Source organism: Candidatus Nitrosotenuis chungbukensis (assembly GCF_000685395.1).
GTDB lineage: Archaea > Thermoproteota > Nitrososphaeria > Nitrososphaerales > Nitrosopumilaceae > Nitrosotenuis > Nitrosotenuis chungbukensis.
In genome coordinates, this window is sequence record NZ_AVSQ01000018.1 from 1 (window position 1) to 13,229 (window position 13,229).

The following is a 13,229-nucleotide window of genomic DNA, read 5'->3' on the forward strand; positions in this document are numbered from 1 at the left end:
TTTTTTGCTGAAGATATTAGAAAAGCAATAATCTATCGTATTGACCCGCTGCCCAAAAGCCTAATCGTTTGAGATTCAGGCTTGAGAATTACGCAGATATCTCCTTTGTTGTATACGACTGGCTTGTCAAGTGTGAGTTTTAGTGGGCTAATTGAGGCAAACTTGGCAGCCTTGATTTGAAGGCCGATATTTACCAAACACATTTGGTTTTGCGCAATCTCTCCTTTGTAAAAGGGGCTTTTCACAAAATCAATCTCAATTTCAGTAGATACCTGCTCTGTAGAGGGCACACATATGATGTCTCCGCGACTTACCTGGTCTGGTGTGACGCCTTTTACTGCAAGGCCGACTCTGCCAGGCGACACTGCCTCATCTACAGGGTCATCGTGCATTTGAATTGATTTTATCATGACGTCGATTCCCGCAGGAAGTAGCTTGAGATTGTCATATTGTTTTATTTTCCCCTGCTCTACCTTGCCTAGAATTACGGTTCCTACTCCTTTTACGTCAAAGCAGTGATCAATTACTATTCGCGCCGCTCCATCTTTTGAGATTTGCTCAAACTTGTCGAGTTCTTCTTTTATTTTATCAGGCGTGGTTCTGATGTAGTTTTCTAATACGGTATTTTTTATCATCGTGTTTAGCATGTTTTCATCCACATCGTACGTGTGTGATATTACTCCGTGCTTTTTCTTTAGCATGTCTAGTGCTATAATTTGCTCGCCTACAAATTTGTCAAGCTTGTTTACGTAAAACACCACATATTCTGCCAGATTGATAGTCTGCAAGAGCGGCTGGACTTTTTCTGGAAATCCGTTTGGGGCAGTATATGTCCTGATAGCGCCGAGCTCTTTTTTGTCATACATCGTCATATCGGTGGCGGTTCCTTTTTTGCCAAACTGGGCAGCTATCTCCTGATCACCCAATACGACAAAGTTTACCGACTTCATGATCAGAGTCAAAATCAGTATAATTAGAATATAACGCCAATGATTAAGAATTTGAGGCAAGCATTAGCTGAAATGTTAAATTTTTAGCTTTTATTCAAATAGAAATTGATAACGAGGTTTGGCCTTAATACCAGCAATGGAGAAGCACTTGCAGACTAGGTGTCAAGGCTGCGGCTCACCCAACGCCACGATAGTCGAGGATTTCAGATATGGGGGACTAAGAGGAATTTGCCAGACTTGTAGCGGGAATTGGCCGGAATCCTGAGCGCAGCAAACCTTAGATGTATTATCATGGATAGCACGGTAATGGCAATTGACTCAGAAATACTGGCGCCAGAATTCCTTGAGATTTCAAGCGAGCAAAGGCTAAACATCATACTGGGGTTGAATACAGAAAAATCCAACTTGTCAAACATGGCAAGACGGCTTGATGCCACTGCTGCCGAAGTGCACCGAAATTTCAGCAGGCTGCAAAAGGCAGGATTTGTCAGAAAGGATTCCGACGGGAACTATGAATTAACATTGTACGGAAAAATAATCTGTACCCAGATTCCAACGTTTAGTTTCATGATTAAAAACAAGAAATACTTTGAATCCCATGACTTGATGGACATTCCTACCAAATACATTCAGAGAATAGGTGCGCTTGCAGACTCGAAACTGATCACAGGCTACGTCAAGGTAATGGAGGAATGGGAAAACATTTACAAAAATTCCAAGAAATACATTTACAATATTTTAATTGAGATTCCGTACAACGAGGGCCTCCTGAAAATCCTGGAAAACAAGCTTGAGAACAAGACAAAGATCGAATCAATCTTTTCTGAGGACATGGTAGTTTCCAAAGAAAGGCGGGATTTGCTAAGCAAGTTCAATTTTTCCAAATTTATCAAAAGCGGTGCACTGGAGAGAAAAATGATGAAAAACGTCAAAATCGCAATGGTGCTAAACGAAAACGAAGCTGGTCTGAGCTTTCCGACAAACGAAGGCGAACCAGACATGAGTAAAATGCTATACAGTTCAGATAAATCATTTCACGAGTGGTGTTTTGATTTTTTCAATGAATCGTGGAAGAATGCAACCGCGTTTCAGGAAAGCAAGATAGCATAACAATTTTACCAGATGTCACCATTTGAACTCGTAGGCAGAGAACCGGCTTATCGTCTGCCTGTCTTTTGTTTCCCATTCTATCAGAGTCTTGTCATTTGAGTACCTAATCGTGGGAGGCGGGTCAGCTCGTTTTTTGATGCCAAGCCCGGGAACTACTTCTAGGACCATGTTTTTTATTGGAACTTTCTTTGGAATGCTAAAGGCGTACTTGAATTTCTTTGATTTTGCTGAAAACCCATATTCAAAGACACGCTCAGGTTCCTCCCAGTCATATTCAAGTATCAAAAGACGTCCTTTCTGATTTCTCCTAATTGGGCTGGCAAGCTTTACGTTGAACTTTTTCTCATGCGGCTTGTTCACGTCGAGGCTGATTATTTCCAGTGGGTTGTTTTTCTCATCCTTAATTGACACGTTAAGATCAGCAAAATCCTTTGGGACGTCTCCTGCAATGTCATAGTATACTTGGCTTAGCGGCTCTTTTGTCTTGTTGCTGACATCCCAAATCCAAGTATGGTGTGTCATCATGGTTTTTTCGTCCAGTACATCAAGTCGTATCTCAACTTTATTGAATTCGAATTTTATCGGGTTTGCAAAAAGATCCTCTTTTGGTTTTTCAACCACTTTGCCTTTTTTAGTGGCAACCTTGTTTCCAAAGCCTTTTCCATACACATTGTAAATCAAGAGACGCTCCCCATGTTTTATCGCATAGTCGCCAATTGGATGCAGTATTGCCTTGTATTCTAAAGAGAGCTTGCTTATATCATCGCCAATTTTTCTTGATGCAAAAATTTGATTTGGTCCGCACAGATCCATCAATCTCCTAGACAGTATGATTCCTGGGCCCCAAACGGTGTCATTGCCCATAACGTCCTTGATAAAATACACTGGTCCGGTGTCAATTCCTATTCGGATGTAGATTTTGTCATTTGGGGGTTTTGATTTATTGTATTTCTCAAGGGATTTGTGGAGTTGTATTGCAAGCCTCAGGGGGGTTTCTGGACTATCCTCAAAGCCCATAACCATCCCATCTCCAGTCGGCAGGACGACGGAGTTTTTTCCCAATCGCTTGAACACGTCGGTGTTTCTAATGTATGCATACAGCTGGTATATTTTTCGAATCTGTGACTTTGTAGAAATGTTCGGATTTGAGCTCCCAACTATATCAGTAAAGAACCAATGAAGGGTTTTTGTCTGAGTTTTAATCTCCTCTATTCCAGAATAATCATCTTGTAGCAAGCCATGTATGTGATTTATGGTCTTAGCGGGACACGTCTGCAGTATTTCAAAACTGTTAGTTGTCGGTGAAATAGCAAGTTTGATTTTTAGCCGCTTTAATTCAGCAAGTAGCCAGTCCTTGTTTTTGCCTTTTTCCTCTAGCAACCCAAGAATTTTAGCCACTGTGACCAGCTTTGCGTTATTTTCCGTACCCTAAGTGCTCAGATCAGATTTTTAAACAGATCTTTACGCATGAAAAATTGGTCAGATAGCCAATTTATGCCCAGATCACAGTATTGTTCCGCTGCCTCTTCCAGTCATCCTAAACTCACCTTTTGTAAAGTCAAATTTTCAATCATACATACTAATCATCGCAAAAACATATTTTTTTGATTATACAAGTTAGCTAACTTTTCTCATTTTCAGCTAAACAGATCATATCTTTGGCAAGCAATACATCATACTCATGATAGATATCTCGACAGCCAAGTCAGATACTGCAAGGCTTTTCAGCGGCTCTCTTGTTGAACCGGAGGCATTCCTAAAAGAAAAGATTCAAGAGCAGGAAAGCGAGTCAAGTCCGTCTAGTTATTGCGTGGTATTTTCTGAAAAGTCAGTCAGATATTGCATCGGCATTGTAGACATGGTTGGATCCACAAAGATGGCTGCAAGTTTAGGAATGTCAAAGATGTCAAGATACTATCAGAACTTTTTGAACCTGATGTCAAAGATAATCGAAGTGTACGATGGCAGGGTGATCAAAAACGTTGGAGACTGTTTGTTATTTTGCTTTCCACAAACAGCTGCAATACAAGACAAGTCGGCAATTGCAAAATGCCTCGAGTGCAGCCTAGCCATGATAGATGCTCACAAGTTCCTGTGCAGCCAAATGAGAAAAGAAGGGCTCCCAGGTGTAGATTACAGAATAAGCATAGATTACGGACATGTGATTCCAATGAAGGCGAGTGATTCAAAGTCACTTGACATGATTGGTCCCGCTGTAAACATGTGTAGTAAGATAAACCGCTGTGCAGAAAAAAATGGAATTGTTGCAGGTGGAGACTTGTACCATATTGCAAAACAGATTGATGGAGTTGCCTTCAAAGAAATCAAAGGGTATTCGGCTGGATTCAAGCTTTCCTATCCAGTCTATCAACTTACGCGATTACGAAAGGATGAAAGTGTTTGAGTACTCACAGGCACAGAATAATACCAAAAGTGGAAATAGAACCTACCACATATAGATCACGGCAAGGAAACGTGTTGGAAATCAACTGTAGTTTTCCAATTAAAAGTAAGTCCCTAGTCATAATTTTGATAGTTTCTTGTGTTTTGCTAGTTACAGTCCCAGATGCATATGCTGCTACCATCCAATGGGTAGGCAGTCCATTTTCATTAAATGTTGGAACAGCAGATCCATCAGGCCTTGGAAGTACACAAGTAGTAGTTCGAGTTACTGATACTGCAGGTCTGGGAACTGTGCAGGTCAGAATTACATCTAGTGTGGATAGTGTGGGAATTGTCTTGACCCTTGATGAAGTCAGTCCAGGCGTCTATGAAAATACCAACTTAGCTTTAATGAATGGCAATGATGTCATTTCACTATCAGATACAGCAACCATAACTATTTCAGACACACCTGGCCTTGGAACAATCAACGGAGATTCAAGCATTGTCATTTTGTCAGACTCAGATTCATTTGGCATAGTTCCAATTTTTACAGAAACTGGATCCAACACGGGAACCTATACTGCACAAATAAGTTTTGGAGCAACAACCGATGAACCTACCAATAGACTAGCTGCTACAGCTGGAGATTTCATTACAGTAGACGACACGACTGCAGGACGTCGTGCAAACGGAATGATCGCTCCAAATCCAAGTCCAAGTCTGTTTAAGGGAGCAATATCCGCAGAGGTTGGTCAAAGTGTGACAGCGGAGTATACAGGACTTGCTCCCGTTTCTTTTACAGTATCCGCATATCCTGGTCCTGGAAGGGGCGGAGGTGGATTAGTAGCACCAAGCTTGGTTGTAGATGCAATAGCAATTGCTTCAAGCTCATCAAGTTCTGGAAGTGGATGTAAAGGAGATTGCACGCCACCAACCTTAGGTGTGGACGATACCTACCAACGTTTAGTTGACGCGGGTTTTTCCTACAATGATCATCCTGTAGACGTCATGTTATTTTATACACATTATCCACTTGTAACATCCACCGTGGGGCGTGAAAACAAAGCAGTTCTTAGAATCTATGAAAATTCAGGAATAAGCAACATTAAACATGTAGAACTAGCATTCGGACTTGGAAAAGGACAGATTTTAGATGAAAGTAAAGCATCAATATCACTAGATACAACCGATGATGGGGAAAAAGTAGTTTCCACCTACGATCCAGAAAATGTTTTACAGGATATTCGTGTGGAAACAACGACTTCAAAGTGCAATCCGTTCACATTTGCAGAATGTCAAGTAGTTACAATTTATCATACGTTCAGAGCACCGCTTGATTTCAACATAGTCGCAACAGATGTTTGGGATTTTGACAATAATGCATGGCAAAACTATTACAATGATGGAATTGAGATCACAGGTGAATCACTTAATCCCCCACGTGAACATGTTGGGATTTACAAAGGCAATCAGATTCACATCGTTGAGACAGGCATGAATACAGCGGTAGACGGAGATGGCAACACTTGGACGTTTAACAAAGAATGGGTAATGGATTACAAGCCTGCTGGTAAAATCGATTCCATTACATCTCATGGATATGATAGACATAATGATATGTTTTCAATATACAAAGAGAGTCAAGAACTACTAGCGCAATTCATGTTGGAGAAAATTCTTGCTGGAAAAGAAATTCACAGTGAGTTGACAGAAAGACCACAAGATACCATTTTTAATTATGTATCAAGACAAGATAATAAAGAACTACAAATTGATAAAACATTTGAAAGTATACGTGCAGAAGAAATTCTGAAAAAATGTTGTATTCACACCATAGAAGATTAGCCAATGTTCAAGAAAGTAGCAGGATATGAAAAACGCAGATTATTTACATAATAAATTATTATTTTAATACAGAAATAATAAAAATTTTTCATATTTTATAATAAAATTATGAATGTTTTACAAATAAAACATTTTTTTATATTAGAAAAATAATGCATATCCGTTGAAACAAAGGATTTTTTTAACAATTATTTTTCTAAGTTTAGTTTCTTTTTTGATCATTCATCAAAACGCAAACGGCCAACCCTTCATTCCCAATCCGACAATAACTATTGATCAAAGACCGCCAGTAATCGATAATAATTTGGTAATTACGGTGAGAGATTTTGCACTTGCAGATGATAGTATTAGCAGTGACACAATAAATGTCACACTCAGAAATTTGAATAGCGGGGCATCCAATATCATTGTATTAAGAGAAAGAGACAACACGGGAATTTTTGTTTTAAAATATATTAAATTCACAGGAATTCCAGGTCAAAATGATTTGGGAGCAGCTGTAGGAAATGATTTTACCGCCACATATACAAATCCTAACGACCAGACTAGGACAACATCAATACAAGATAGGGTGAATGCAAGTTTTAGTGATCAGTATTTACAAAAAAAGTACAACGTATCCATCATCCCATGTAACTCCATCGACCCAACAACTGGGTCGAATGACACTGATAAAGACGGATTGTGTAATGAATGGGAAACTCAGGATGGATTAAAAATTACTTCTGGATCTACCACATATACATATCCATGCGATCCGCGTTGCCCTGATCCAAATAAACCGGATGTATATGTTGAAGTAGATTACATGAATGGTCACGATCCAATGCTAAGTGCAATTGAGCAAGTAATGGATAGATTTGCAGATAGAGGAGTAAACTTACACGTTCAGATCGATGAAAATGTAATTAATCATAAAGAAACTACAAAATTCCCGGGCTCTAATAGCAGATTTCCAACTAATGCAGGATTTGATCAAATAAAAGAAAGATGGCATGGAACAGTTATTGAGAGATCACAACCAGATTTTTGGAATCTAAAAAAACAAGCGTTTCATTATGCTTTATTTGTTCATAGTTTTGCAGGAGACATAAAGTCATCAGGGATTGCTGAAAATCTTGGCAATGATTTCATGATATCATTAGGCACATTTACGGATCAAATTGGAAGTGAGGACGAGCAAGCCGGAACTTTTATGCATGAATTAGGACATAATTTGAATCTCGATCATGGCGGACCACGCAACAAGTTACAAACAGATCCTACAGTCAATTTGGTAAACTGTAAACCAAATTATCTTAGCGTTATGAGTTATTCAAGACAGTTTAGTACTCTTATAAGTAACAGAGAATTAGATTATTCTTGGGCATCGATAAACGGAACAACGATAGTTCCGTTAAATGAGACTGCATTAGACGAAAATGGAGTCACGCCAGTACCAGGTTCGCCGCGCATGGTGTTTGGGCTCAACAAAATTCCCCAAATTGTAATCGCTGATGGTAATAAGATAGATTGGAATAGAGACGGCATATTCGATAGCATGCCAGTAAGCGCCGATGCAAATAATTTGAATGGATGTCCAAACCCCACAAGTAACGAGAGATATACCAGTTATAACGATTGGTCAAATGTTAACTACACATTCAATAAAGGACCGTATGAATATTGGTCTTCTGGGGTAGGTATACAAGTAGATGATAACGGGAATGCAAAAACAGGCTTTGGGGATTTCTCTAAGGAAATTACAATAAATGACGTTCGGAATCAAAGGATGTCACGCATAACAGCACTAGAGTGTTTCTTGAATCTAGACATCGATAATTGTAGAAGAACAGGTATTTCGCTTCGTTATGATTATTTTGACGCAAAATCAATTCAGATCACACCAATCCAATTAAATGAGAAAACTGTTGGCGATGAACTGACAAATACTCAAGCAACAAGTGAAGTTGGAAATAAATTTAAAGAAACAAGCATGACAATCAAGGACAACCAAATCTACAAATCAGACAAGGAAGGAACAGAACAAATCAAAAAGGACATACTCACACAAACTAACGAAATCAAAAATTCGATAATGTCTCATGAAAATTCTGCTAGATCATTACAAAAGATAATTAGTCAATTAAAAAATCTCAAAGAAAGTTTAAAGTCTAAACTAACGCCAGACGCATATAATGAAGCTTCAAACTATATTGACGATATGATCATATCATACCAACGCGCTTCGACGGTACAACCAAATGCACATGTAATTACAGAACCTCATGCAACAATTGATTACATGCAAGTCGCATCTTGGAGCATACTGGTCGTCATCACAATCATAGTGGCAATTGTAATTGGATGGAAGTGGGCAAAGAGTGGCGGACATGGGCAACGTTCCGGAGATGGAGACAAAGGCGGATATAAAGAAGAGCATGCCCAATCAGGTAAAGATACACATCCACGTGGTACTATGCCGAAGGGATGGTAACAACAAAAGTAAGTTAGTGAAATGACATAAGCAAAGATACATAGCTTACAAACCTATGATTTTTTGGCATTACCCTTTTTTGTACATATTTAGGCACGGATTTCCGCTGTACGCCACGATATCCAAGAGGGATTTTAATCAACCCAGTTTCATAAGCATACTTTAGAACCTCATCTTGTGGGCTGTAATAATTTATGATTTTTCGCCTTACTGTTTTTTGCAGTATTTTGCCAAATTTTTTTGGAGTGATAGAATCAGCCGGTATGGATGCCCCAAAAAAATAAACATTATCAACGATCCCAGTTTTGTTCTTGAGATTTGCAAGCGCATGAAGTATCACCTCAGATCCCAAAGAATGACCCATCAATCGGATTTTTAGATGTGGGAATTTCTTCTTGATGTCAATTATGAACTTTGATAGATTATGACCATTTTTTCTTGCTATGATTCGGCCAACATCTGTTGCTTTTTTCTCACAGGACTTGTATTGAACTCCCCTCGTGTTAGAGTCATAGCTAAACCCAACCACAGGATATTTGTATCCTAATTGTTTTAGGCGACTTTGAGCAATTGAGAACTTTGTTAGCGCGCCAGATTTGTTGTTTCGCAAACCATGAATCATTATTGTTATTTCTGGCACATTTCCAAGCGTTTCAAAAAATTTCTTTGGATACAGATCGTATGACTTATTTTTTAGTTTCCTGCCAGAACCCAAATCATAAAATCCGCGAGTGGAAATTCTAGGAATCCTACTTTGTTTCAAATTTTTCTTTTCGCTTTTTGATGTCTTCTTCTTCAATTTTTGCAAAGACTGGTGTGATATCTCCCAGCTTGTGAGACGGGTTTACTGCAATTTTTGAAATTTCATTCCATTGTTTTTCTGATACCGTTCCAGACAGTCCGATTTGCTGCCAGATTTTTTCAGACGATTTTGGCAAGAACGGATACAGTGCTATCGCTATGGAGCGCACAGCGTTTACGGATAAAAACACGCACGTGTTTGTCCCAGGCCCCTTCTTCCAAGGCTCCTTGTGCTGGAAATACTGGTTAAAGTACGTGGAAAACTCCATGATTTTTTTCAGTGCACGGTCAAGGTGATTTTGGTTCATCAGCACAGACAGTTCAGATGCAAGGCCCATGATTTTTGCCTCGGCGTCCTTGTCCTTGTCATCATAATCGTCAGGCGACGGGATCTCACCGTCAAATGTTTTCTTTGTGAACCCAAGTGCGCGATTCACCAGATTGCCAAGATTTCCAATTAATTCAGAGTTAATCCTCACTGCAAAGTCGTCCCAATCAAAGTTCAGGTCGTCTTGCGAGTACGGGTTTATCGATACCAGATAAAATCTCAAATAATCCGCAGGATAAAACTCCAGGAATTCCTTTAGTCCAATATACCAGTTTCTGCTCTTTGAGATCTTTTTTGACTGTAATGTAAGATGCCCGCGTGTCGGAATAAAATCAGGCAGCTTGTATTCCTGGTCTATGCCAAGTCGCATTGCAGGCAAAAACAAGTAGTGGTGATACACTATGTCTTTCCCAATAAAATGATAGATGTCAGCAGAATTCCAGAACTCTTTTCCGTTAATCCCCTTGTCATTTAGGAATTTTACTGCAGTAGAAATGTATGCCAGGTGATTGTCAAACCAGCCGTAGAAGACCTTTGATTCGTCTCCCGGCACCGGTACGCCCCACGAGATATCGCGTGTGATGTCCCAGTCAACAAGTCCGGATGTTATCCAGTTTTGCACGTATTTTTTTACGTCCTTTTGCAGGTTTTGGTTTTCGTCAAGCCATTTGTACAATGCGTCCCCAAAGGTTTTCAGCTTGAAGAAATAGTGGGTTGTTTTTTCCTTTACCGGCAGGGCGCCACAAATCGCACATTTTGGATTTTCAATTTCCTCAGGAACCCGTCCGCATTTTTCGCACAAGTCAGAGTATTGGTCGTCTGCCTTGCAGTACGGGCACGTTCCTGTGACATACCGGTCAGGCAGGAACTTGTTGTCGTTTTTGCAGTAAAACTGGATTATCTCAGATTTGTAAATATGACCATTTTTTACTAGTTTATTGAAAACATACCTGACAAACTCGATGTTTTCCTGCGAGCTGGTACGGTAAAAAAAGTCAAACGCAATATCAAACGCAGTAAAGTCATCATAATCACGCTTGTTCCAGTGTGCGACATATTCCTGTGGGGTTTTTTTCTCCTTTTCGGATTGGATCATAATCGGAGTGCCAAAGTCGTCTGATGCGCAGATATAGTACGCCTCAACATCGTTCATCTTGAGAAACCTAGTTGTCACATCTGCTGGAAGATATGTCGATGCAACATGGCCCAGATGAATCTCGCCGTTTGCGTATGGCAGTGCGCTTGTGATGATTGCTCTTTTTCTCAATGTTTGAAATTTCGTTAATGTATGTTAAGAATCTTTACCAGTTTTCTCTGTAGGCAAGCTGCTTTTTGTTTAGTGAATCAATCTTGACATCAAATGCCTTTAGTGCATCGATTGCAATTTGAGTGTCAATTTCACTTGGAACAGTAATCACCTTGTTTCCAATTTTTTTGTGGTTTTTTATGATATACAGAATTGATAAAATCTGATTTGAAAATGACTGCGCCATGACTTCAGGCGGATGGCCCTCCGCTGCAACCAAATTTGCCAGCCTTCCCTTTCCAATCAGATAAATTTTCTTGCCATTTTTCAGAACACATTCGTCAAGGTTTGGCCTCACCTCTTTTGTGGATTTTGACTGGTTTAGCAAAAAGTCACTGTCAATTTCAACATCAAAATGTCCAACGTTTCCAACCACGGCACCACTTTTCATTGCAAGCAGGTGTTCTTTTCTAATGACATCTGTCATGCCAGTGCATGTGACAAAGATATCGCCAATTTTTGCAGCGTCAGACATCGTCATCACCTCAAAGCCATCCATGTGTGCCTCCAGTCCCTTTACTGCGTCAACTTCGGTAACTATCACCTTTGAGCCCATTCCTCTGCACCGCTCTGCCACTCCCCTTCCAACCCAGCCATATCCTGCAACCACGACTCGTTTTGATGCAAAAAGCAAGTTCATTGCACGAAGGTATCCGTCAATGGTGGACTGCCCGGTTCCATATCTATTATCAAACATGTGTTTTGTGTATGCCTCGTTTACCACAATAACGGGATATCGTAGCTTTCCTTTCTTTTCTATTGCCTTGATTCTTGTGACGCCTGCAGTTGTTTCCTCTGTTGCGCCAAGAATTTTCATTGTCTTGTATCTTTTATCAAAATGCGCCTTTACGTTCATGTCCGCACCGTCGTCGGTAAGTATGATTGGCTTGTGGTCAAGCACCTGGTCAATGCACCAGTCGTATTCTTGGGTGGTTTCGTTTCCCCAAGCATAGATGTGGATTCCCTCAGATGCCAAAAATGCGGCAATGTCGTCCTGGGTGGTAAGCGGGTTTCCGGCGCACGCCACAACGTTTGCCCCAAGTTCCTTTGCGCCCATCAACAACACGGATGTCTCCTTTGTAATGTGAAGACAGAACCCAATTGTAAGCCCCTTTAATGGTTGTGACTTTTTTAATCTGTTAATCGTATTGTTTAGAATTTGCATGTGATCCCTTGCCCATTCGTACGAAGTCCTTCCCTGTTCTGCCAATTCAGGATCCTTTACTTTGCTCAACATGGTACCGCAAGATTCAGTACTAAAAAATCTTATCATGTTTGCTTTGTAATTCGACCCCCCAACTCAGTAATCTAAATAACTACCAACGATTGACTCCGGTATAATGGCCTGGAAAAAAGTAGCCGAAAAGGGAGCAATCGCAAGCGGCAAGGGAAGAGAGTTCCAAGTGGACGAGAAAAAAATCGCAATTTTCAACCAGGACGGCTACCATGGAATCGACGCAATATGCGTACACCAGGACGCCTCGATTGCGTCAGGCGCACTAGACGGAGACATTGTGGAATGCCCTCTGCACTTTTGGCACTATAACATCAAGACTGGCGAGCTCAAAGACTACCTCAAGGGAGTAAAGCTTCAAACCTACAAAGTAGAGGCAAGAAACGACGGAATCTACATCGACATCTAACAATACAATTTTTAATCAATATTTCAAACAAATCCTAGTGAACAAGCAAGTTCTAGACGAGATAACCAATCAAGACTATGCCAAAATTCAAAGCAACGTAGAATCGTTTCTCAGGGAAAGCATTGCAAAGGCAGGGGCAAGCGGTTTGGTTTTTGGCCTGAGTGGCGGGATAGACTCTGCAGTAGTCGCACATATTTGCGCAAAATCATTTAAAGAAAAATCGCTCGCACTGCTAATGCCAGACAGCAGAGTTTCGCCAAAAGAAGAGACAGAAGATGCGCTGCAGATAGTCGACAAGCTAGGACTAGATTACAAGCTAATTGACATCAGTCTGATTCATTCACAGTTTGCAAACATTGTAGAGCCTGAAGAGAAATCGCTCGGG

Annotated in this window: 11 protein-coding genes; 6 read left to right on the plus strand and 5 right to left on the minus strand. The window is 40.3% G+C overall.

Annotation, left to right across the window (positions count from 1 at the left end; all coding sequences use genetic code 11):
• Positions 1-32: 32 nt before the first annotated feature.
• On the minus strand, positions 33-950 hold the full coding sequence (locus NKMY2_RS07625) for an EF-Tu/IF-2/RF-3 family GTPase (protein WP_177316533.1): 918 nt from the start codon (positions 948-950) through the stop codon (positions 33-35).
• 306 nt (positions 951-1,256) lie between these two features.
• On the opposite strand from NKMY2_RS07625, the gene NKMY2_RS07630 reads away from it, so the two are divergent.
• Positions 1,257-2,060: a helix-turn-helix transcriptional regulator gene (locus NKMY2_RS07630; protein ID WP_042686784.1), complete on the plus strand. Its 804-nt coding sequence runs from the start codon at positions 1,257-1,259 to the stop codon at positions 2,058-2,060.
• Between the two features lie 15 nt (positions 2,061-2,075).
• Here the strand turns inward: NKMY2_RS07630 and NKMY2_RS07635 are convergent, their stop codons facing one another.
• The gene (locus NKMY2_RS07635) at positions 2,076-3,458 is read right to left on the minus strand and encodes a nucleotidyl cyclase domain-containing protein (protein WP_238549807.1); all 1,383 of its coding nucleotides are present in this window, start codon (positions 3,456-3,458) and stop codon (positions 2,076-2,078) included.
• 283 nt (positions 3,459-3,741) lie between these two features.
• Here NKMY2_RS07635 and NKMY2_RS07640 point away from each other — a divergent pair, with 283 nt between their 5' ends.
• The 3 genes from NKMY2_RS07640 (at position 3,742) to NKMY2_RS07650 (ending at position 8,766) form a co-directional block, all read left to right on the plus strand.
• The gene (locus NKMY2_RS07640) at positions 3,742-4,464 is read left to right on the plus strand and encodes an adenylate/guanylate cyclase domain-containing protein (RefSeq protein WP_052347619.1); all 723 of its coding nucleotides are present in this window, start codon (positions 3,742-3,744) and stop codon (positions 4,462-4,464) included.
• On the plus strand, positions 4,461-6,290 hold the full coding sequence (locus tag NKMY2_RS10320) for a hypothetical protein (RefSeq protein WP_157832493.1): 1,830 nt from the start codon (positions 4,461-4,463) through the stop codon (positions 6,288-6,290). Before NKMY2_RS07640 ends, NKMY2_RS10320 begins: the two co-directional genes overlap by 4 nt.
• 163 nt (positions 6,291-6,453) lie before the next feature.
• A complete protein-coding gene (locus NKMY2_RS07650) occupies positions 6,454-8,766 on the plus strand; it encodes a zinc metalloprotease (RefSeq protein WP_157832494.1) in 2,313 nt (770 codons plus the stop codon).
• A 13-nt stretch (positions 8,767-8,779) separates the two neighbouring features.
• On the opposite strand, the gene NKMY2_RS07655 is transcribed toward NKMY2_RS07650, so the two are convergent.
• Genes NKMY2_RS07655 through NKMY2_RS07665 form a run of 3 tightly spaced genes read right to left on the minus strand, consistent with a single transcriptional unit; the run spans position 8,780 to position 12,435 of the window.
• The gene (locus NKMY2_RS07655; RefSeq protein ID WP_177316534.1) at positions 8,780-9,529 is read right to left on the minus strand and encodes a DUF726 domain-containing protein; all 750 of its coding nucleotides are present in this window, start codon (positions 9,527-9,529) and stop codon (positions 8,780-8,782) included.
• Positions 9,516-11,162 carry a methionine--tRNA ligase gene (metG, locus tag NKMY2_RS07660; protein ID WP_042686774.1) on the minus strand — a complete coding sequence of 549 codons (1,647 nt, stop codon included), beginning with the start codon at positions 11,160-11,162 and terminating at the stop codon, positions 9,516-9,518. Before metG ends, NKMY2_RS07655 begins: the two co-directional genes overlap by 14 nt.
• Before the next feature lie 34 nt (positions 11,163-11,196).
• Positions 11,197-12,435 carry an adenosylhomocysteinase gene (locus NKMY2_RS07665; protein ID WP_042686776.1) on the minus strand — a complete coding sequence of 413 codons (1,239 nt, stop codon included), beginning with the start codon at positions 12,433-12,435 and terminating at the stop codon, positions 11,197-11,199.
• Positions 12,436-12,541: 106 nt separating this feature from the next.
• Between NKMY2_RS07665 and NKMY2_RS07670 the strand changes: the two genes are divergently transcribed.
• Both NKMY2_RS07670 and nadE read left to right on the plus strand, forming a co-directional pair.
• Positions 12,542-12,844, plus strand: a complete 303-nt coding sequence (locus tag NKMY2_RS07670) for a Rieske (2Fe-2S) protein (protein ID WP_042686778.1) — start codon at positions 12,542-12,544, stop codon at positions 12,842-12,844.
• Between the two features lie 37 nt (positions 12,845-12,881).
• Positions 12,882-13,229 (plus strand): NAD(+) synthase (nadE, locus tag NKMY2_RS07675; RefSeq protein ID WP_042686780.1); only part of this gene is annotated, 348 nt, incomplete at its 3' end.

Excerpts from the sequence above, each read along its gene's own strand:
- NKMY2_RS07640 (WP_052347619.1), top strand. The coding sequence starts at position 3,742 with ATGATAGATATCTCGACAGCCAAGTCAGATACTGCAAGGCTTTTCAGC.
- NKMY2_RS07625 (WP_177316533.1), bottom strand. The coding sequence starts at position 950 with ATGAAGTCGGTAAACTTTGTCGTATTGGGTGATCAGGAGATAGCTGCC.
- NKMY2_RS07630 (WP_042686784.1), top strand. The coding sequence starts at position 1,257 with ATGGCAATTGACTCAGAAATACTGGCGCCAGAATTCCTTGAGATTTCA.
- NKMY2_RS07670 (WP_042686778.1), top strand. The coding sequence starts at position 12,542 with ATGGCCTGGAAAAAAGTAGCCGAAAAGGGAGCAATCGCAAGCGGCAAG.